The organism is Cryobacterium sp. M23 (assembly GCF_002929655.1).
In the GTDB taxonomy this organism is placed as follows: Bacteria; Actinomycetota; Actinomycetes; order Actinomycetales; family Microbacteriaceae; genus Cryobacterium; species Cryobacterium sandaracinum.
Window position 1 is genome coordinate 1 of the sequence record NZ_PJJV01000045.1, and the last position, 20,084, is coordinate 20,084.

19 protein-coding genes and 3 pseudogenes are annotated in these 20,084 nt (G+C 62.6%); 11 read left to right on the plus strand and 11 right to left on the minus strand.

The features are described 5' to 3' along the window. Positions 1-481 precede the first annotated feature (481 nt). From CXY82_RS01810 to CXY82_RS01825, 4 genes are all read right to left on the minus strand, one after another. Positions 482-991: a DinB family protein gene (locus tag CXY82_RS01810; RefSeq protein WP_104169430.1), complete on the minus strand. Its 510-nt coding sequence runs from the start codon at positions 989-991 to the stop codon at positions 482-484. A gap of 45 nt (positions 992-1,036) precedes the next feature. Beyond that, the gene (locus CXY82_RS01815; protein ID WP_104169431.1) at positions 1,037-1,558 is read right to left on the minus strand and encodes a GNAT family N-acetyltransferase; all 522 of its coding nucleotides are present in this window, start codon (positions 1,556-1,558) and stop codon (positions 1,037-1,039) included. 666 nt (positions 1,559-2,224) lie between these two features. After that, a complete protein-coding gene (locus tag CXY82_RS01820) occupies positions 2,225-3,103 on the minus strand; it encodes an alpha/beta fold hydrolase (RefSeq protein WP_104169432.1) in 879 nt (292 codons plus the stop codon). Between the two features lie 67 nt (positions 3,104-3,170). Continuing rightward, positions 3,171-3,590 (minus strand): GNAT family N-acetyltransferase, encoded by a 420-nt coding sequence (locus tag CXY82_RS01825; protein WP_104169433.1) that lies wholly within the window; start codon positions 3,588-3,590, stop codon positions 3,171-3,173. Between the two features lie 255 nt (positions 3,591-3,845). Here CXY82_RS01825 and CXY82_RS01830 point away from each other — a divergent pair, with 255 nt between their 5' ends. From CXY82_RS01830 to CXY82_RS18455, 3 genes are all read left to right on the plus strand, one after another. Next, entirely contained in the window at positions 3,846-4,433 is a 588-nt protein-coding gene (locus CXY82_RS01830) for a helix-turn-helix domain-containing protein (protein WP_104169434.1), read from the plus strand. A 24-nt stretch (positions 4,434-4,457) separates the two neighbouring features. Beyond that, entirely contained in the window at positions 4,458-5,729 is a 1,272-nt protein-coding gene (locus CXY82_RS01835; protein ID WP_233199135.1) for an MFS transporter, read from the plus strand. Between the two features lie 110 nt (positions 5,730-5,839). Further along, on the plus strand, positions 5,840-6,358 hold the full coding sequence (locus CXY82_RS18455) for a GNAT family N-acetyltransferase (RefSeq protein ID WP_158252108.1): 519 nt from the start codon (positions 5,840-5,842) through the stop codon (positions 6,356-6,358). Positions 6,359-6,518: 160 nt separating this feature from the next. Here the strand turns inward: CXY82_RS18455 and CXY82_RS01845 are convergent. From CXY82_RS01845 to CXY82_RS17745, 3 genes and pseudogenes are all read right to left on the minus strand, one after another. Then, a pseudogene (locus tag CXY82_RS01845) lies at positions 6,519-7,089 on the minus strand (recombinase family protein); the annotation flags it as partial. A gap of 155 nt (positions 7,090-7,244) precedes the next feature. Further along, positions 7,245-8,150, minus strand: coding sequence for an AAA family ATPase (locus CXY82_RS01850; protein ID WP_199180852.1), 906 nt, complete (start codon positions 8,148-8,150; stop codon positions 7,245-7,247). Continuing rightward, the gene (locus CXY82_RS17745; protein WP_370443664.1) at positions 8,137-8,658 is read right to left on the minus strand and encodes a Mu transposase C-terminal domain-containing protein; all 522 of its coding nucleotides are present in this window, start codon (positions 8,656-8,658) and stop codon (positions 8,137-8,139) included. Before CXY82_RS17745 ends, CXY82_RS01850 begins: the two co-directional genes overlap by 14 nt. On the opposite strand from CXY82_RS17745, the gene CXY82_RS17750 reads away from it, so the two are divergent. Next, positions 8,657-8,857, plus strand: coding sequence for a hypothetical protein (locus CXY82_RS17750; RefSeq protein ID WP_233199143.1), 201 nt, complete (start codon positions 8,657-8,659; stop codon positions 8,855-8,857). The two genes, CXY82_RS17745 and CXY82_RS17750, sit on opposite strands and share 2 nt — an antisense overlap. Before the next feature lie 33 nt (positions 8,858-8,890). Here CXY82_RS17750 and CXY82_RS17755 read toward each other — a convergent pair. Further along, positions 8,891-9,598: pseudogene (locus CXY82_RS17755) on the minus strand (DDE-type integrase/transposase/recombinase); the annotation flags it as partial. A gap of 13 nt (positions 9,599-9,611) precedes the next feature. Further along, the gene (locus CXY82_RS01860; RefSeq protein ID WP_104169436.1) at positions 9,612-10,178 is read right to left on the minus strand and encodes a recombinase family protein; all 567 of its coding nucleotides are present in this window, start codon (positions 10,176-10,178) and stop codon (positions 9,612-9,614) included. A gap of 335 nt (positions 10,179-10,513) precedes the next feature. On the opposite strand from CXY82_RS01860, the gene CXY82_RS01865 reads away from it, so the two are divergent. Together CXY82_RS01865 and CXY82_RS01870 are read left to right on the plus strand one after the other, a co-directional pair. Then, entirely contained in the window at positions 10,514-11,167 is a 654-nt protein-coding gene (locus CXY82_RS01865) for a maleylpyruvate isomerase family mycothiol-dependent enzyme (protein WP_104169437.1), read from the plus strand. A gap of 40 nt (positions 11,168-11,207) precedes the next feature. Beyond that, complete coding sequence (locus CXY82_RS01870; protein WP_104169438.1) at positions 11,208-11,498, plus strand: DUF1905 domain-containing protein; 291 nt, start codon at positions 11,208-11,210, stop codon at positions 11,496-11,498. 468 nt (positions 11,499-11,966) lie between these two features. Here CXY82_RS01870 and CXY82_RS01880 read toward each other — a convergent pair whose 3' ends face one another. Beyond that, positions 11,967-12,542 (minus strand): TetR/AcrR family transcriptional regulator, encoded by a 576-nt coding sequence (locus tag CXY82_RS01880; RefSeq protein ID WP_104169439.1) that lies wholly within the window; start codon positions 12,540-12,542, stop codon positions 11,967-11,969. Between the two features lie 73 nt (positions 12,543-12,615). Between CXY82_RS01880 and CXY82_RS01885 the strand changes: the two genes are divergently transcribed. From CXY82_RS01885 to CXY82_RS01905, 5 genes and pseudogenes are all read left to right on the plus strand, one after another. After that, positions 12,616-13,677, plus strand: coding sequence for a zinc-binding dehydrogenase (locus CXY82_RS01885; protein WP_104169440.1), 1,062 nt, complete (start codon positions 12,616-12,618; stop codon positions 13,675-13,677). A gap of 589 nt (positions 13,678-14,266) precedes the next feature. Beyond that, entirely contained in the window at positions 14,267-14,557 is a 291-nt protein-coding gene (locus CXY82_RS01890) for a DUF1905 domain-containing protein (protein ID WP_104169438.1), read from the plus strand. Positions 14,558-15,427: 870 nt separating this feature from the next. Next, entirely contained in the window at positions 15,428-16,021 is a 594-nt protein-coding gene (locus CXY82_RS01895) for a DUF416 family protein (RefSeq protein WP_146069018.1), read from the plus strand. A gap of 403 nt (positions 16,022-16,424) precedes the next feature. Further along, positions 16,425-17,252, plus strand: coding sequence for an SDR family oxidoreductase (locus CXY82_RS01900; protein WP_199180853.1), 828 nt, complete (start codon positions 16,425-16,427; stop codon positions 17,250-17,252). 439 nt (positions 17,253-17,691) lie between these two features. Next, a pseudogene (locus CXY82_RS01905) lies at positions 17,692-18,305 on the plus strand (recombinase family protein). Positions 18,306-18,395: 90 nt separating this feature from the next. Here CXY82_RS01905 and CXY82_RS01910 read toward each other — a convergent pair. Then, a complete protein-coding gene (locus CXY82_RS01910; protein ID WP_104169442.1) occupies positions 18,396-19,805 on the minus strand; it encodes a CoA transferase in 1,410 nt (469 codons plus the stop codon). Between the last annotated feature and the right edge of the window lie 279 nt (positions 19,806-20,084).

Below are 20,084 nucleotides of genomic sequence, written 5' to 3' on the forward strand. Positions count from 1 at the left end.
CCGGTACGGCATAGTAGAAACACACATAGTGGCCCTGTTTTCAAACGGCACTACTGGCCCTGTTTTGGGTCGGCGTTAACATCCAGCCTGCTGAGGGCAGAGCCAGATTGCCTAGCTTGGGGTTCTGATGGCAGAATTCGCCGATACCCGCATGTGAGATGAACGCGAACTGAAGCCCAGCCACGGCCATGAGGGCCATCGACGGAATACCGAGGATCCAAGACCGCGCAGTCACGGCGAGGAGCACGGGAAAGGCCGGTCTTTGCAGTTGCATTTCGTGTACCCCCTCCTTTTCAAAGTACGAGCTGCCAGACACCGGGTAAGCGTTTGAAGACTGGAAAGAAAGAAATCGCCGGCTACAGAGTCAAGGCCCGTAGCCGAACCTGCAACGCGACTGGTCAACTGCCGGTCACCGAATGACTAAAGGGTCGATGCTGTTCCACGACGTTTCCTCTAGCGAGGATTCTGACGTTTTCGTTTGCTATTCACCGACCGTGCCGTCGATTGCTTCGCGCAGAAAGTCGGCGTGGCCGGCGTGGCGGGCGGTCTCCTCGACAAGGTGCAGCAGCACCCATCGGAGCGAGAAGTTGCGTCCATCGCCCAGCGTCTTGACCGACAGCTGATCCAAGCCTGTCGATTTGGATACGACTGCCCGGCTCCGATCACAGGCGTCGCGGTAGCGACTCCGCAACAGCACCGGATCGAGAAGAGCGGCAGTGCGGAACTCCCAGTTTGGGTCGTCGTCCCAGTCGACGCTGGCCCATGGCTCTCGATCAGGGAGGCCAGCGAAGCGGACCTCCATCCAGTCTTCTTCCACCAGCGCCAGATGGTTGAGCAGGCCCGCGAGGGTGAGTTCGGAGGGGGAGTGCTTCTGTGCCAACTGCTCACGGGTCAGGCCGTCGGTCTTCGAGAGCAACGTCTCACGCTGATAATCGAGGTACTGCGCGAGCATGACGAATTCCGCGCAGTTGGGTTCAGGATCGATTCGCATTCGCTCATCCTGCCAGGGGGTGGAGACGTGTCGCCAGGCGAACGGTTATCGGGGCAACTCATCAGTCAGGTCGAAGTTCATTTGAACACGCCGGCCGTACCCAAGTCCTCGCTGTTGCTCCGCTACTAACAGATCTCGAAGAAAATCAGAATCGGGACCACGCTCGATAAAACCACAGCTCAAGTAGAAGGGGGCGTTCCATGGAACGTCCGCGAACGTTCGCAGGGTGACCCGTTTGCATCCGCGCAGTCTTGATTCGCTCTTGACTGCTTCGACGAGCGCGCGCCCATGCCCGTGGTGCGCCGCTGACGGCCTGACCGATAGCTGCTCGAGATGACCGCTGCCAGAGACTTCGAGGACGTGGACAAACCCGATCGCATCCGATCCTGGACTGTCGCTGGCTACGAGGATGAAGCCACTCTGCTGTGATGGCTTCGTATAAGAAGGAGCAGGCCGCCAGCCGACTATCGAGAACACGGTCGCGAACAGCGCGTCAGCTTCATTCTCGATCACTTCAAGAAGTTCCAGATCGTCGGCCCTCGCTTGTCGAACAAATGTCTTCAACATGAATCCGAGAGTAGCTTGACGAAGGGTGCCGTGAGCGGGACGCCGACCGGGACACCCAAAAAGGCCAACAGTCGATCCCCCGCCTATTGCTCCGTTTCGTAAGGGGAACCTCATACGGGTCGCCTAGCGGGTATTACCCTATTTCGGCTCCTGAGCGCGTGCGCGCACCTCCGACGGCAAGGATAACCGCGCCGACAGATGCAATGGCGATCCAGACCAAGAAAACGATCGTCGTGGTCCAGCTGGGACCCGCAGTCACAAAGCCCTGACCGTCTGCAGGCTCCCACTCACAGGCGCGCCCCAGAGGCCACGACGAGAAAGATCCATGTACCCGCACAGCTTCCGACGCGACCGCGAACGGGGCGGACTCACGCCGTGGTCCCTCAACGACGCATTTGTAGTCAAGTCCTCCGTATGTGGCGGTTAGCCAAGCTAGCCCGACTACGCAGAGAGCAGCGAGTACGCCGACAACGATCAGAGAAATGCCGATTGGCTTCGTCAATGCCACCCTGCTTTTCACCATGTGCCGACTCTATTAGTAATCCCTGTCCGATTTCGCGCTGGCCTTGTCCTCGGTAAGTGGTTCGAATCGCAGCGCTAAAGGGCGTCCAGTTCGCAGTGCTGAATGTCACCCCTTGTGCCCGAAGGGGAACCCTTTCCGGGCAATCAGCCTCTCGTCGCCGCTGATTTAGACGGCTGCTCGAGGAACGCGTCGATCGTTCCCCGGAAGGCAGCCGGCTGTTCGATCCACGGGTAGTGCCCGCTCCTTTCGATGACCACGCATTCACCTGTGGGAAAGAGGCGTGCCAGCGCGGCCACCGGCGCTAATCCGGTGAGGCAGTCCTCGGCTCCGGCAATCACCAACACGGGGGCCTTCACCTGCCCCAGCCGCGCCGCGAGGTCGCGCGGTGGGGCGACACTAAAATACGCCTTCGTGGCGGGCAGGCTCCATCGCCCGATCGTCGCATGGGATCGCTCTGTTGCGCCCCAGTTCGCGTATCCGGCCGGCGCCGACTCCTGTCGCCAGGCGTTGAACCCGTCATCGTCAACCGTCTGGGGCCCCGCTTCCAAAGCTGCGAAAGCGGCTTCGAAAATCGAATCTCCGCGCCGCTTCTCGCTCAGCGTTTGGGCATCGGATGGCTCATCGACGAGATAAGCCGCCGGCGGTGTGATCAGCACCAGCCTGGCAACGCTGAGTGTGAACTGCGCCGCGTAGGCAAGGGCCAATCTCGTTCCCGCTGAGTGAGCCATCAGAACGACGCGATCGAGGCCGAGATGAACACGCAGGTGCTCGATGTCGTCGGCTTGAGTCCAGAACGACCCCCGCTCTTCCGTGTCCGGCGCGGCCGTGCGTCCGACACCTCGTAGGTGGGGCACGATGAGGCGGTGCCGATCGCTGAGGCCGGCCAGATCACCAAGGTAGCTGGGGTGGCGGGCCGCTCCTCCGGCAATGAGGATAACCGGGCATTTGTCGCCGTCGCTGTCCTTCAGGCGCACGTCATCGTAGTGAAGTGCTGAACCGTCGGAGCTTTCGTAGCTTGGCATCACTCGACGGTACACGGCACACGTAAGGGAACGGTTTGCGCTTGGTCGATCGAACGGCTGGCGTCTACTACGGCCAAATCTGCGTTTCGCGCCTCAGATCGAGCGCGTAATAGATGGCCTCACTTGACCGAGAAGTTTTGAGGAACCCTGCTTTGTCGATTGCGCGCTGGGAGGCGATGTTCTCGACCGCAGTGTCTGCTTTGACTCGCAGTGCGCCGTAGGTCGCGGCAATCGTGATCGCCGCCAGTAATGCTTCCGTCGCCAGGCCTAGTCCTCGCATGGGTTGGTCTCCGTAGCCCAGTTCGACCACTCCGTCTGCACCCGGCGCACCGAAAAAGCCGATCCCGCCAATTGCGCGCCGGTCCTCGGCCCTTTGAATCATGTAGAGAGTGAAGGGAGGGTGGGCGTCGAGTGAATCCGCCAGACTCCGCAACGGATCGTTCTCCTGCCTGGCGGAGGTCGACGATGGTGCGGATACCGGCTTCATGCATTTGGTCCCACCCCGCCGGGGTAACCCAGTCAACGTTCTCGGAACTGGACGCCCCGGGGCGTCAGTTTTCTATTTCGTCGTGGGAGACCACCGAGATCGCGTGCGTTCACCAAACCTTCGACCCGAAGAGCCCGGCCCTCATGTTCCGCCTCGTTGACCATGGGCTCAGCTTAGGAGCGAGAGAAAGATCGAGTGACAGTTATTGCGCAACAATCATTGCGCAATAGCTGTTGTTCTTATAGGGTCATCGGTATGACCCCCCGCGACGCCTCACGCACCACGCTCAACTCGGCTGCCTCCATGCGGGTCCTCGCGCATCCGACCCGGCTTCGTCTGCTCGGCCTACTTCGCGAACGCGGCCCGTTGACCGCCGCCCAGCTCGGCGACGTCGTCGATGAGGCTCCCGGTACCATCAGCTACCACCTCGGAAAGCTTGCCTCCATCGCCCTGATTGAGCCCGCCGAGGCTCAGAGCACCGACCACCGCGAACGCTGGTGGAGGGCCACGACACTGCTGACCAGCTGGGAGCCCGCCGATCTGCTCGACGACCCCGACAAGCTGGCGGCGTCTTCTGTTTTGCAGAAGTCCATTGCTCAGGCCTACGCCGCCCGGTTTACGGACTACATCGACGCGACACCGGCCTTGCCCCGCGAGTGGGTCGCGGCAGGCGCGAGCGGGGACCGCAGTCTTCGTCTTACGGTCGAGGAACTGGGCACTATGCGGGCCGAGCTCGAAGCTCTGGTCAACCGGTGGGTCGACGCGAGCGCCGCCCACGACCCGGCCATGGCCGATGGCGCCGAGCCCGTGGTGCTCGTCTACCAGGCTTATCGCCGTCCCTGAGTCAGACCGCCGATGAGGAAGAACATGATGGAGGCGCTGCCTCGCAACCGCCGCGAGACCGGCGCCCTCTCGGCCCTGCTGGCTGCCCACGCGATCTCGCAAACGGGCAACGTGATCACAGCGTTCGCCATCCCCTTCTACGTCCTCGGCCTTGGTGGGTCGGGTGTCGAGGTGGGAATAGCAGCATTCTTTGCCACAGCCCCGGTTGTGGTCGGCGGGGCGCTCGGCGGGGTTGTCGTGGACAGGGTGGGTCACCGTAAAGCAGCGATCGTTGCGGACCTCGTGAGTGGTGCCACCGTGCTGGCCATGCCGGTACTGGCGCTGACCGTCGGGCTGCCATTCTGGGCCCTTCTCATCCTGGTATTCGCGGGCGGACTGCTCGACACCCCGGGACAGACCGCCCGGCGCGTTATGCTGCCCGGCTTGACGGTGCGGGCCGGCGTGCGAATCGAGCAGAGTGTCGGGCTCCTGGACGGTTCTGAACGCTTCGCCAAGCTGATCGGCGCCTCGATCGCCGGCCTGCTCGTCGCGCTCCTGGGGCCGATCGCAGCCCTTTTCGTCAACGCGGCAACGTTCGCGGTCTCTGCCCTGCTGACCTGGGCGTTCGTGGCAGCCGTGCCCGCCGCCGTCAGGCCGAGCGGCGACAGTGTTGACGTTCCCCGTTCCTCCTACTGGGCCGACCTGGGCGAAGGCTTCCGCTTCGTCATCCACGACCCGCTGATGCGGTTGGTCGTCGGCCTCGTCCTGGTCACGAACCTGCTCGACGCCGCCCGCGGCTCGACCCTGATGCCCCTCTATGCGAACGATCGTCTGGGAGGCGCGGCCGCTCTGGGTCTGCTGGTGGCGGTCATGGGCGGTTGCGCCCTGGTGGGCAACGTGGCCTTCGGCTTCGTCGCTCACCGTGTGCCCCGCCGCGTGACCCTGGCGGTTTGCTTCGCCTTGGCTGGCGGCCCGTCGAGCGCTGCCTTTGCCGTCGGTGCGCCGCTGCCCGCGCTCGTCGCAATGACCGCGCTCTCGGGCCTGGCGGCTGGGGCGATCAACCCGATTCTCGGCGCGGTGGAGTTCGAACGCGTTCCCGAACACATGCGCGGCCGGGTGTTCGGCCTGATCAACGCCGGTGCGTGGTCGGGTGTGCCGTTCGGCGCCCTACTCGGCGGCATCGCTGCCGACACGATCGGCCTGTCGCTCGCCTTCGGAATCGTCGCGATCGTCTACACGCTCGTCACGCTGAGTCCTCTCTCCGGAGGAGCTTGGCGGCACATGGAGCGGCGTCCGGTCGTGATGCCCGCGAAATGAACGCCCAAAACGCTCGCCAGTCCACGCCTGGAAACCTGAGCCCCGATATGCACAGCGCGTCCACCAACCGGGAGCGGAATGATCATCGAAGCGGGTGGGAAACTCGAGACATGGCGAAGCCGTGCGGGAAGAACGATTTTGTGTTTCGAAGTGGCACCGCAGAGGATGCGGCGGGGTGCGTTTCGCTTTGGGTCGCGGCGTGCGTCGCTCGGGATGGTGAAGCGGTCGATGGAGTAGCCGAGCGAGCTCGACTCAAATTTGACAATTCAGAATGTTGGATCGTGGCCGAGGATGCAGCCGCTGGGCTCGTCGGGTTTGTACTGGCAACGAAACCAGGTTCGGGTCTGGCCAGTGATCCATCCGGCTCGCCTGTCATCGGTCTGCTCGCTGTCGCTCCCGGCGCTCAGGGGAGCGGGCTTGGCGGCGCACTTCTAACTGGAGCAGCCGCCGCGCTTGCTCTGCATGGCCATGAGCGGTCTGTTCTTCACGTTCTTGCCGATCATCGCGCTGCTGTGCACCTCTACGAAAAGAACGGCTGGCGACCGTGGGGAGAGCTATTCCCGCATTCGCTGTTGGGACGTCCGTCGCAGACGTATGTGCTGGACCTAGATCTGCCGGGTGTCCGATAGCCGGACGGCGACCGGGACACCTTCGAATCATCGTCGTCTACTCGGTTCCCTGCGGTGTCGAGAGGGCGATCGTCCCGTAAGCCCCGTCCGAGAAAATGCCCGGTGAAGGGAGGCTATACGGGGCGCGTTCGGACGCCTCAGATGACTCTCCGGCGAGGTCCAATACCCGCGCTCGGCGATAGAACGTTGCTCGAGACATTCCAAGATCGCGGGCAACCGTTGTCACTGGCTCCCCACCGTCGATGAGTCGACGCGCATTGCGGATTTGGCTGTCGGTGATGAGCCGCGGCCTCCCACCGAGATCCTTGCCGGCGTTGCGGCGCTTGTTGATGGAGTCGATCACACGTTCTCGTTTGATTTCGTGTTCCATCTGCCCGAGTGCAGCCGTGATCGTGAACAGCATGGACCCCATCGGTGTCGCGGTATCGACATCGCCGCCGCCCAGGTTGAGTACGCGAAGGCCGGCGCCGCGACCGCGGAGCTCCTCGGCGAAAGCGAGCATGTTCTGCGCCGATCGGCCCAGCCGGTCCAGGGTCGTGATGACGAGAGTGTCGCCGTCGTGGAGTGCGTCGAGCGCACGGTCGAACTGAGGCCGTGATGCTCGAGCACCGGAGACGCCGTGGTCGACGTAGAGGTCGTCACGCCGGACGCCAGCGGCGAGGATGTCGATCTGTTGCCGGTCGGTGGACTGCTGTCGCGTGGACGCGCGCGTAGCCGATCAGTTTCGTCATTTCTGCCCCCGGGGTGTCTCATAACCAATGGCGAGTACCACACTTCAAGCATGCGGTTATGCGACGTAGTTATGAGAATCGGCGCACCGCAAGATTCCGGTGATTCTGAGGAAGCTTGTGAACCGCAGAAGTAACTGGTCCAGTTATTGCGGCGCTTACTGGCCGATGAGTAAAGCTTGACGGGCGGCGTCGACGACTTCCGGCGTAAGTCCGTCGAGCATGTTTAGCTTTTGGATTCGTTCGATCTGGGTAATGAGCCGGTCGACGAGGCGGAAGTTGCCGCCGGTCACGCGGACGATTGTGGCGATCGCGGTGGCGTGGCCAATACCGTCGTCGTCCGCCGCATCTCCTGCCGGAAGGCGATTGCTGAGGACGGCGGTGAGTTCGTCAGGGGTGAGTGGTTTGTATTCGTGGGCGAATCCGATGCGGCTGTAAAGCTGCGGGTAGCGGGCAAGTCGTTTCTCGATGCCGGGCATGCCGATGAGGATGACGCCCATGTTGTGCCGGTCGAAGTAGTCGCGGACTTGCTCGAGGCCTGTTGTTTTGAGCCGGTCGGCTTCGTCGATGATGAGCAGTTCGGTGCGGCCGCTCGAGCGGGACTGCGTATAGACGTAAGGGTCGACGAGTCCGTGCTCGTGGTAGTCGATAGCGAAGGAGATTCGTTGGCAGGCGGTGGGCAGGCCGCGGTCGATCTCCCGGACGGTCGCGGCGACACTGGGGGTGAAGAAGGCGGTGTGCGCTTCGAGAACCCGGGGAGGCATGGGGCCGAAGTTGTCCTCGAAGATGGTTTGCCATTGTTCCCACTCGTCGGTCCCGGCGTAGTGCCGGGCGGACAAGGTCTTTCCCACGCCGGGTGGGCCCCAGCACAAGCCGATGTAGCGGTGGGCGCGGACGGTGTCCGCGAACTCGGTGAAGCGCCGGTGCTCTCGGGTCGTTTGAAAAGGTGCCATTCCGGTCTTGGGGACCGGGGTGGTGTTGACCTCGCCGAATCGTTCGAGGAGGAACCGTCGGCCGTCGTCGTTCTTGCCGAGGATGCTGTGGCCGGGGTCAGTCGGTGGCATAGAGACGCAATCCTTTTCGTGGGGCGGGCTGTGATGGCAGCACCGGTTCAGCCTCGCCGGCTTCTGCCTCCTCGGTGTCGATGGGCAGGTAGCGGGTGTCGCCGGGGAGAGCGTCGGCAAGGCTCCGCCGCTGCCGGAGCTGCTGTTTTAGCTCCCGCCGCCGCTTGGCGCGGACACCTTGCAGCTCCGATAACGAGACGGACTCTGATGCGAGTTCTGGGGCGATGGCTCGGCAGAGGAAGGCGTCGTCGAAGTAGACGCGGATCTCGCCTGCGTCGCGTGGGTTGAAGCGGACGGTCACCTGCTCCCCGACGTAGGCGGCGAGGACGGTTGAGACGTACCGGGTGGAGGCGAACTGGATGCCGTCTCGTTGGACTTTCCTGGTTGCCGCCGCAGTAAGTAAGAAGGAGCAGATCGAGGTCCTCGGGATGCGCGGGGCTTCGCGGGATGAAACCTGACGCAGCCCACCGCATCGAGGGTGCCTCGTGGGTTTCCGAGTGCGGACGATGGTTGTAGTCGTCGACGATGAATCGTTCGAGGATCTCGTCGAGCTGCCGGAGGGTCAGGGCGGGCGGGGTGATGAAGGTGCCGTTGGTTCCGTGCGGGATGTGCCCGGGCAGGTGCGGGAGGAGCTCGGTGGTGACGGTTCCGTAGAACCGTTCGATCTTTCCGCGTCCCTGCGGGACGCCGACTCGGGAGTGGATTAGCTGAATGTGGGTGTCAAGGCACACGCGTTCCAGGCGGGCGGAGGTGAAGTCCGAGCCGTGGTCGCTATACAGCACATCGGGCAGACCGCAGACGGGCCAGCCGGAGTTCGCTTTCCTGTTGACAGCCTGATGCAGGGCAAGGGCGGTCTGTTCCGCCGTGGGGGCGCCGATGAAGACGGTGTACCCGGCGATCGCGCGGGAGTAGTCATCGAGGACGATCGTCAGCCAGGGCCGGACGGAGATGCCGGTCTTGTCGAGGACGGCGACATCGAGGAGGGTGTGGTCGACCTGCCACTGCTCGTTGGGGCGGCTGGCGTTGCGGCGGAACACCAACTCGAACCGGTCCCGGTAGGCGGCATCCCCGTGCTGGGCGAGGGTGCGAAGTCCCGGGTCGAGTCCGGCGATGATCGTTCGGACGGTGGTGTAGCTCGGCGCTGCAAGGGCCCGGTCGTGTGCGATGTCACAGACACGGCGATGGATGAACGCCGCCGTCGGCTCCGGTCGGCGCAAGGCTAGAGCCTCCACGACCTCCACCAGCCCGGGGGCAATCCGTCTTATGCCCCGGTCACCTCGGCGGGGACGTTCCAGAGCGCGCGAGCTTGGATCAGCCCGATACCTGCTCGCCCAGCGGGTGAGGGTGCGTACCGGCACTCCGGAGTCGGCTGTGATCCGGGTCCAGGGGACGCCGTCGTCGTGTCGACGCAGAAGTGCGAGTTTCATCTCGGCTGTTTTCTGCGCCATTGCGGGTCACGACCTACGCAGGGCTGACGTCTTCACCGAGGTGACGGTAGATGGTGCCGCGAGAGACCCCGAAGGTTTCGGCGATCTGCTGCACCGTGAACGTCTTCTCGTCATACATCGCTCGCGCCTGACGCGCCTTCGTCGCCGTCATCTTCGAACGACCGCCGCCTTTCCTGCCTCGAGCACGCGCGGCAGCGAGACCGTCTTTGGTGCGTTCGACGATGAGGTCGTGCTCGAATTCTGCGATCGCGGCGAGCATGTGGAAGAACAGCCGCCCGCCCGGGGTCGTCGTGTCAATGCCCTGGGAGAGAGCTTTCAGGCCCACGCCGCGCCGCTCGAGCCCGTCGGCTACCTCCTTCAAGTTCCGGACGGACCGGCCGAGCCGGTCAAGTTTCGTCACGACGAGGGTGTCGCCGTCGCGGAGATAATCGAGGGCGTCATCTAGGGCCGGCCGTTTGGCGAGGACTCCGGAGGCGTGCTCGACGAACACCTTCTCGCAGGCAGCCGCCTCGAGAGCGTCGGTTTGCGCGTCGAGATTCTGCTCTCGGGTGGAGACTCGGGCGTAACCGACAGATGCCATGACAAAACTGTACCTCTGACGTGCCTCGCAAAAACATAGGTCTCGGACACGAGCCGTTGAATACGACGGTCCGATTTCTCCACGTCGACTGCCGCGTGTTTCGTGGACGGTCGTTCACGAACGGCGGGAGTTCCGCCATTCCGGTCTTCGAGCATTGCCATTTCCGCCGTCCTGGTTGATAGGGTCTGTCATCGTTTCGACGACGATCAACTACCAACGCTCACATCCCGTCCAAACGCGCACGCTGACCCAAACGTCGTGAGATACACCCACTGGTCGTCCCTGTCGCGTGTCGGTACTAGTTAGCCGGTCGTATCGCGTGGTTATATTGCCCCATGCCTTCCCGACCATCGGCCGCGGTGTGGCCAGCCGTTCACAACGAACGCCAAACCCTCATTAGAGAACTTGAATCGCTCACCCCAGAGCAATGGGCCCAGCCCTCGCTCTGCCCCGGCTGGGACATTCACGACGTCGTAGCTCATCTCGTGGATTCCGCGAAGACAACTCGTCTCAGCTTTCTCCGTCGACTGATCGCCGCGAAGTTCGATTTCGACAAAGACAACGCAAACGGCATCACCAGGGAACGTGCCGCGACCCCGGAAGCGACCCTGACTGAGTTCCGCCGCATACGCGAAGCAACCAAGACGCCGCCTGCTGCTCTAGCAACTCGACTCATCGAAGTAATCGTGCATGGTGAGGACATTCGGCGTCCCCTAGGACTTTTGCGCTCCTACCCGAGTGAGTCGATCGACGCGGCCTTGCGTTATCAACTCAAAACCGGCATCTCTATGGGCGGTGGCAAGGAACGCGCAGCTGGATTACGTCTGCAAGCTTCCGATTCAAGGTTTGAGCACGGTTCTGGCTCAGAGGTCAAAGGAACCTCGTTGGCACTTCTCATGGCCATCTCGTGGCGCCCCGTCGATAAGGAAGATTTCTCAGGTGAAGGTGCCGCAACATTCGCACGAAAGCTAGAACAAGCGTCTCAATGAGCAGCCTCGTCCCGTACTGCCTTCCATCAGGAGCCCGAGCATGACAGATACTCCCAACTTCCCCGCCCTCGACATAACATTCTCGGCGCAGATCATTGCCGACAACAACAGCGGATGGCTGTGTGTCCAAATGCCAGGCTCGGCCAAGGCATTCGGCACAGGTAAAGCCGTCAAAGTCGAAGGCACCGTCAACGGCCACGAGTACGCCGCCTCTATGCTGCCCGTTGGCGGTGGCACCCACATGATGCCCATCCGGGCAGCTTTGCGAAAGACCCTCGGCAAAGGACTCGGAGACGTGGTAAACGTGCACCTGTCCGTGCGCACCGCCTGAGCAGCCTCCTGCATCCGGTTGAGGATGATCCTGCGGGACCGGGCGATCGGCCATAAAGCGCTGCGAGAAACGCGCCATTCATCGCTGCGACTCACATCCCTCGCTCGACGCCACCAGGGCCGCCGAACTCCGAGAAAAAGCCGCGACCGGCGTTCCGAAGGTGGCCCTCGCGCGTGACTACGGGATCCTTAGCGAAACCGTCTACGCATACCTCCGCGCCGAAGCCTGATCGCCCTCAATCGCCGCGCGGCGTCGGCTGCGGAAGTTCAACACGACGAAGCTACAGGCGGCCTTGAGCAGCCGGACGCTCACACTCACGTGCACGACCCGCGCATCGGCGAAGGAGATCCGTGCAGGCGACCTCGAACATCGACAAGTTCTGTATCGCTTCGTGTCGTGGTGGGCGTTTCCGGTCCTACACCGGGCGGTCGGGCCGAGGCCGTGCACGCGTGTTTCGGCTAGCTCCGCTTATTGGTGAGGTGGAATGCTGGCGTGAACTAGCGCTCGCGCCAGGTCAGCGCTTCCCGCGAGGGTGTCGAGCGGAAGCGGTTGCGTGGCGAGAGCACCCTCATGCAGTACGAGGAGCTGCGTGGCGAGCGCGGTGGGAGTGGAGCAGCCCGCCGCAGTGGCGAGTTCCTTGAACAAGTTCAACAGCCAGAGCTTCTGATTCGAGGCGACTCCGTGCGCGGGATGGGAAGGGTTTGGGAGTTCGGCCAGTGCATTGATGAATGCACATCCGCGGGTGTTGGTCTCACTCCAGGTGCACAGCGCATCGAAGGGCGCAGTGACGGCCTCGACCGGAGAGTCGCAGGTATCGACCGTGGTGCGGACAAGTGATCGCCAGCGCTGGTCACGTTCCTCGAGGTAGGTCGCCACGAGGTGGTCTTTCGAGCCGAACTGGTTGTACAGGGTCCGCTTCGTCACACCTGAGCGTTCGGCGATCAGATCTACACCGACCGCTGTAATCCCGCGGTTGTAGAACAGCTCGCCAGCAGCCGCCAGGACGCGATGACCAGCAGCCGTCAAGTGCTTTGCTTCCCGCATCGGACACACCTTCACCGATCGGTGTGCACTAGGTTGTCTTCACAGATCAGTGTACCGATAAGGAGATTAGACGATGAGTGTTTCCAAGACTATGCGCGCCGTCCGGATCGCAGAACATGGAGGGCCGGAGGTTCTTGAGCTGACAGAGGTGGCCGTGCCTGCTCCGAAGTCAGGAGAAGTGCTGGTCCAAGTCAGCGCCGTGGCGCTGAACAACACCGACCTGTGGACTCGAGCGGGGGCATATGGTCGTCCGGAAGACCCAAAGGCGCTATCGGGCTGGCGCGGTCCGCTCGACTTCCCGCGCATCCAGGGCGCCGATGTCGCTGGCCGCGTCGTTGCCGTTGGTGCCGATGTGGACGAGGGTCTCGTGGGCCTGCGAGTGGTCGTCGACCCAGCGATCTACGACGCGGAAGAGCCCAACGCGAATCCGGTGGGCCTGATGGGGAGCGAACGCGACGGTGGTTACGCCGAGTACGTAACCGCGCCGGCGAAACGTGTGCACGACGTGACTGAATCCCTGCTCACCGACGATCAGCTCGCCGCGTTGCCGACCGCCTACGGCACTGCGCTGGGCATGATCGAGCGGGGCAGACTGCAAGAGAAAGAGACCGTGCTGGTCTCGGGAGCGTCCGGCGGTGTCGGTATTGCGCTGGTGCAGATCGCCCGCGCGCGAGGCGCGAGGGTGGTCGCCATCAGCAGCGGATCCAAGATCGATGCGGTGCGCGAGGCGGGCGCACACGAAGTTGTCGACCGCGCGGGAGACGTTGCCGAGCAGGTCCGCGCTGCCGCCCCGGAGGGTATCGAGGTGGCACTCGATGTCGTCGCTGGTGAGCTGGTGGGTGAGGGGCTGCCGCTGCTGCGCGAAGGTGGCCGATGGGTTATCGCCGGTGCGCTCGGCGGGTACGCTGTGACCTTCGACGTGCGCCGTCTCTATCTGCACAACGCGCAGGTAATCGGCTCCGCGATGCACACGCCCAAACATTTCGATCTCCTCATGGACATGGCTCGGCGGTCCGAGATCCAACCCATCATCGCCGCGACCTTCCCACTGGACCAAGCCGCTCAAGCGCAAGAAGAACTTGCCCGCAGGGGGCACGTCGGCAAGATCGTCATGCACCCTCAGCCGAGCCACTAAGGGTGGCCAGCGAGGGGTGGACATGAGAGCACACGCTTATGTTGCCGCACTGTCTCCTAATCGATTTGTGTCCTAACAGACGGGTTTCGGCACAGCTCGGATACGAGACAGATAAGGAATCCGATCTTGAGTGGCACAGTCGAACCGTGTCACTTTTGCGCGATCGGATTGGCGGAGCGCCGTGCTGCCGTTCAACGTAGCCAAGGATGATCAGGACCACTCCGGTGGCTCCTAGGGTCACGAGGAGAAGTACGCTTCCTTGAAACACAGCTAGCACGGCGAGAACGATGAGTAGCCCGCCGATCGCCAAAACCACTTGTAGGGAACCCAACCAGATTGCATGTGGCGAGCGTAGCTCGAGTACTTCTCATCGCTGTAGTACGTCTGCAAGCTTCCGATTCAAGGTTTGAGCACGGTTCTGGCTCAGAGGTCAAAGGAACCTCGTTGGCACTTCTCATGGCCATCTCGGGGCGCCCCGTCGATAAGGAAGATTTCTCAGGTGAAGGTGCCGCAACATTCGCACGAAAGCTAGAACAAGCGTCTCAATGAGCAGCCTCGTCCCGTACTGCCTTCCATCAGGAGCCCGAGCATGACAGATACTCCCAACTTCCCCGCCCTCGACATAACATTCTCGGCGCAGATCATTGCCGACAACAACAGCGGATGGCTGTGTGTCCAAATGCCAGGCTCGGCCAAGGCATTCGGCACAGGTAAAGCCGTCAAAGTCGAAGGCACCGTCAACGGCCACGAGTACGCCGCCTCTATGCTGCCCGTTGGCGGTGGCACCCACATGATGCCCATCCGGGCAGCTTTGCGAAAGACCCTCGGCAAAGGACTCGGAGACGTGGTAAACGTGCACCTGTCCGTGCGCACCGCCTGAGCAGCCTCCTGCATCCGGTTGAGGATGATCCTGCGGGACTGGGCGATCGGCCATAAAGCGCTGCGAGAAACGCGCCATTCATCGCTGCGACTCACAGAGGAAGCTCAGGTCACGTCGGTGAGACGTCTTATATCGCTAGGGTTTCGAGACGGGGTGTTGGTCGGCAATCCAGCTGCGCATGAGGTTGAGGGCGTCGGTTGAGGTCGATCCGGGTTCGGTGAAATCGCCCGGGTGGGGAGGGCAGCGCGAGGGATTCGAAGGTGATGGTCATCCCGCCCACGATTGATTGGGTGTGCATGGGTCAAGGTCCCGGTTCCTCGCGGGAACAGCGAAGACAGATACTTCGGCTGGCGCTGAGTGCAGACGTTGAGGGCTGCCAAGTGATTTCTCCGGGGGATCCCTCCGCGAGCCCTTGAGCCACGTCCTCGGCGTGAATCTCTCCACTCCGAGCGCCCTGCCGCATCGTCACATTGCCAGACTAGACGTCTGGACGACGTGCGGGGCAGGACCGCCACAGTGTCTGATGGGCGGTCGTTCCACTGAGGGGACGCATTGACTAGCGCTTAAAAGTTGCAAACCTGATCCTCAATGACCGATTCGGTTCCGAACCGCTAGCCAAGGCGTTTGCGTGTCGCAACGGGCTTCCGGGCTGCGCAAGCCGTCTCGCAACCTATTCGTCTCATAATCCATGAGATACGAGACGCAGGGATCATTTCATGGAGTCGCGACGAGCGGTGGGTAGACGCTCGAATCCCTGGGGATAAGAGATGCCTCTGCTGGCGGGGCGTGTTGTGCGGTCTAACGACTAGGTTTGTCGCTACCGGGGGAACAGCGACCACGACATGCTCGTCGGTAGAACTGGTGAAGTTGATGCGAACCTATGACGAGCGTGCCGTGTTGGCGCGGTTGGAGCCGTTGGACCGCCGGGCAAAAACCGCGTTCGCCGCAGCCTGCGCCCAGCGGCTGTTTCCTCTCTTCGAGCGCTATGCACGTGTGGTTAACCATCCTGCACAATCCCAACGGTTGGCGCTGATCCTCGCGGGCGCGTGGGATCTTGCGTCTGGGCAGGCGGACGACATGCAGCAGATGGAGGCTGAGGCGTCGACGATGGTTCCCGATGAAGATGATGACGGCTGGGTTCTGGAGTCGGGGTACGCCCAGAACGCTGCAGCCGCCGTGGCCTACACAATCAGCACCTGGCGTAAGGACGACGCCCAGCACGCTGTTTGGGCAGCCCTGCAGATGTATGAAGTGGCCGATTACGCTTTCTGGCGGACCAAGCCGAACGCTGACGTAAACGACAGAGGCCCTGATTCTGCAGTCCTGAGGTCCGAGTTCGTGCAGACGGCCTTATCCGCAATCGACCGCGACCTCGATGCCGCTGCGTCGTCGCCGCTATCTTGGCTTGAGCTGCGCCAGCGAACCACATCCGAGGGGCTAACTTGGGCCGCCATTCTCCCTTAGGGCTGGCTGCGGTGCCGCCAAGTCTCCACCAGAACAGTGCGAGATTTCCCGCGGCATCCCGTGAAGGATATGGGTGTCGCGCAACCCTGATGTCTTGTAACCACCCATGGGATATGAGACGGTGGGGCTGCGGCCGAGCATCGCGGACTTAGCCTCAATACCGTTCCATTACTGGTCAGACCCCCAACCAAAGACGCGGCCGCCGGAGCAATGGCTGTCTATCGGTTGCCTCGGTCAGATCAGCAACGAGACTCTGCAGGTTGCCTCGGTGACATTGGGATAAGCGGTCGCTGGATCGTGAATAAAGCACGGTGGTGTCTGGTTGTGGTGGAAGTACGTCTGAGAATAGTCGGAGATACCCGCTGCCGTCAGCCAGTCACAATCAACGGAAAGAAGCCAGTCCATGGATCTCAGTAAGTTGGACCTCACCAATAGGCACGGAATCATCACGGGCGCGGGGCAGGGCATTGGTCGGGCACTCGCCCTCGAATTTGGTCGCCGTGGTGGTCATCTGCTGCTCGTCGGTCGGCAGTTGGATACTCTCGCAGAAACTGCGCGGCTCGTGGCCGCTGAAGGCGGAACCACTGAGGTCCTGGTTGAAGACCTAACTCAGCCTGGCGCTGTTGAGCGGATCGCGCACTTGGTCTCGTCGTGGAGCATCGTTGATCTTCTTGTCAATAACGCCGGGAATGTGCGCGCGGGCAGGCTCGAATTGACAAGCGATGCGGATGTCCACTCGATGATCGATCTGAATCTCACTGCTCCGATTCTGTTGACCAAGACCCTGCTTCCCGCGCTTCGGCAGAGCGGGAAAGAACGCGGCAGCATCCTTGTGAACATCTCAAGCGGGATTGCGCTTGTCGGTATGCCGTTCTACTCGATCTATGCGGCATCGAAAGCGGGTATTTCGCAGTTTGGCGAGTCGCTTCGCCGAGAGTTGATCGGAACGGGTGTGCATGTGGCAACCGTCTATCCCGGCGCGACCGACACGGCGATGATGACCTCACAGACCGCCGGTGCCGAGCTCGGGTGGGGACGTCGACCGCTCGACGACGTCATCACCGACCTCATCGCTGCGCTCGAGGCTGGCGAACATGAAATCAACACCGCACCGGAGGGTCGCCGCGAGATGCAGCAACTTAACATCACCGATGCGATGGCGGTGGACGCCGCCCTCGCGCCCGGCCTCGAGGCCCTTGAACTTGCGGTACGCGACCACCGCAGCATCTAGAAGACCAAGCCCCTACCGAGGGCTAGGTGTTGTTCGCACCGACCGTGCTCACAACGTCGGTGGGACCAACACCTAGCTCGAGCCTCCAACTGCTCCACCGCCAGGACCCATCATCGGTGGCAAGAGCTGCCCGCCATTCCGGATCGGCTCGGGGACGAACTGCCGCGCTGGCCGAATGACCGTCGCGAAACCCCCGGGGATACGAGACACTCAGGCCGCTGTTGAGTCTGCGAACTCAGCTCAATGGGTCATCAAGCGATAGCACAATACCGGGTTCGGAAGGTGACATGGGTGGCCCTCCTGTAGCCATCACTTTGGACTGTTTCTGCGTTGTTTGCGATACGGAGGCTGGATGACGGGTTGTGTGACAGTTTCTGTCTTCCTCGAGGGTGAGCCGCCTCTGTCACGCAATCGAACGTATAAATGACAGGAGTCGAGCATGCTCGTCGGCTACATGCGCGTGTCAAAAGCTGATGGTTCGCAGAGCACTGATCTACAACGAGACGCGCTCCTGGCCGCCGGCGTCGCTGCAGGGGATCTCTACGAGGACCAGGCATCCGGCAAGAAGGACGGACGGCCACACCTGGCGGCCTGCTTGAAGGCGCTGCGTCATGGTGACACGCTCCTGGTTTGGAAGCTGGACCGGCTCGGCCGAGACCTGCGTCATCTGGTCAATACGGTGCATGACCTCACCGACCGTGGCATCGGCCTCAAGGTGCTCACCGGAGAAGGCGCAGCGATCGACACCACGACGGCACCTGGGAAGCTCGTCTTCGGAATCTTTGCTGCTCTCTCCGAGTTCGAGCGGGCGCTCATCTCTGAGCGCACTGTCGCCGGGCTTGCCGCAGCTCGAGCACGGGGGAGGACGGGCGGGCGGCCGTTCAAGATGACGCCGGCCAAGGTCCGCTTGGCCATGGCCGCGATGGGTCAGAAGGAAACGAAGGCCCCGACCTCTGCAAGGAGCTCGGGATCACCCGGCAGACGCTGTACCGCCATGTCTCACCGGCGGGGGAGCTTCGGTCAGACGGTGCGAAGCTCCTCTCGAAGAAGTAGTGGCCCCACCTGGTCACTGTCAGAAGGGAACCCTCAGCGGGCGGCTTTCGCCATGCTGCACCTGCCGATGGCGCACCTTCCGGGTGGGACCTATCGCTGGACGCTCGCGGATCGTGGCTCGCCCCATTCCGGCTGGTCCGCTCCCCACGGGCGGCCGATCCACCTGTAGCGATCCAGGCCGCCGCTGATGCTGATCGCGGGTGCGGCACAGGTGACGGTTCCTTCTGGCGTTTCTGCGTTCACGGTTTGGATCTCGTATGGGCCGGCTTCGGTCGGCGGGGAATGAGGCTGGGCGAGTAGCTCTTGAGCGACCCGGGCCAGTGAAATGTCGACGGTCCACCCGTGCCCGTCGAGGTGTCGACGTCGAAGTGCTGACATGATCCCGGCGGCAAGTAGGTACCCGGCGGAGTGATCCAGAGCTTGGGCTGGCAAGGCGCCTGGTCTGCCGGTGCCGTCTGCGTGAATCTGGGCGATGCCGCTGGCTGCCTGGACGATACTGTCGAATCCACGGCTCTCGGCCCAAGGTCCGCTTTGCCCCCACGCGCTCACCCGGCCGATGACCAGCCCCGGATGGCGGTCGTGGAGTTCGACCGGCGAGAGGCCGAACCGGTCGAGGCTGTTCGGCCTGTATCCCGTGACAACAACGTCGGCGTCCGTCAGTAGCTGTTCGAGGCAGTCTCGATCCGGTTTGTAGCGGAAATCAAGGAGCGCGGAACGCTTCCCTTGCCCGGTATCGAGGCTCTGCCAGGGGAGTTCCGGCATGCCAGGGCTGTCGATGCGCAAGACATCTGCCCCGAAGAACGCGAGGCTGCGAGTGGCCACCGGCCCGGCTATGACGCGGGTCAAGTCGAGTACCCGAACGCCCTCCAGGGGCGCGTGTCTGTCGGCCGACCTCAGGCTATGGAAGCCCGAGTCTCCTGCCTGCTGCACCAGGCTGATGAACGGAGCTGCTTTCAGGGATTGGGCTTGAGGATGTCCTCTCCAACTGCTCGGGCTGCGAACCGCGCTGATGACCGCACCAGAATCTGATGCTTCATCCTCCAGATCGAGGGCGCTGCGGCGCGAAATTGCGCGAGCGACAGCCTCGGCGGTGGCGGAGCCATCCAATCTCAGAAGTGAGCGCAAAGCCGCTTCGTGGTGGGGGTAGTTGGCGTGAGTGCGAACCCAGCCGTCGCTCGAGGCGAAGAATCCGGACAGGGGCGCCCACGCTGGCGCGGGGTTCCCGTTCCACCGGAACAGTTGGTCACTCCGGTAGGCGCCGGCGACGAGTTGCGGCGCAATGCTCACCTGCGGAACTTCGCTCGCCTTCGGATCCCGCACTCCCATGCGGACAAGGTGCAGCAACGAGGCCATGAGCTTGGTCGCCGCGATGCTGTCCGCGGCAAGATCCCCGACAAGCAATGGCGACGAAAGCGGCACCGGCCCGGACGAACGAACACGATCGGCTAGCTCCGGAAGTTCCGAGGAATCGGAGAGAAACGTGCTGAGGAAGGTGCCCATCGGTTGCCTCCCACGCCCTCGACCGTTCACACGAGGGCGTGAAGCCAGGCGATCATCGGTGGCCCCTACTTTATCCCCACGGCACGGATTTCAATTGATGTCCTGAGGGGCCGAGCAATCACGGGACGGAATCAAGATGGGGGAGAGCCTGCGTTACTCGCCAGGCCAGCCGAGGAACCCTGAAGGGCGAAACTACCGCCGAGTTGATGACGTCTTCTCAGCGGCTGCGACGATCAACACGTTGGCGCCTGTGTTTGGTGAGTTGATGGAGGCTTGGTA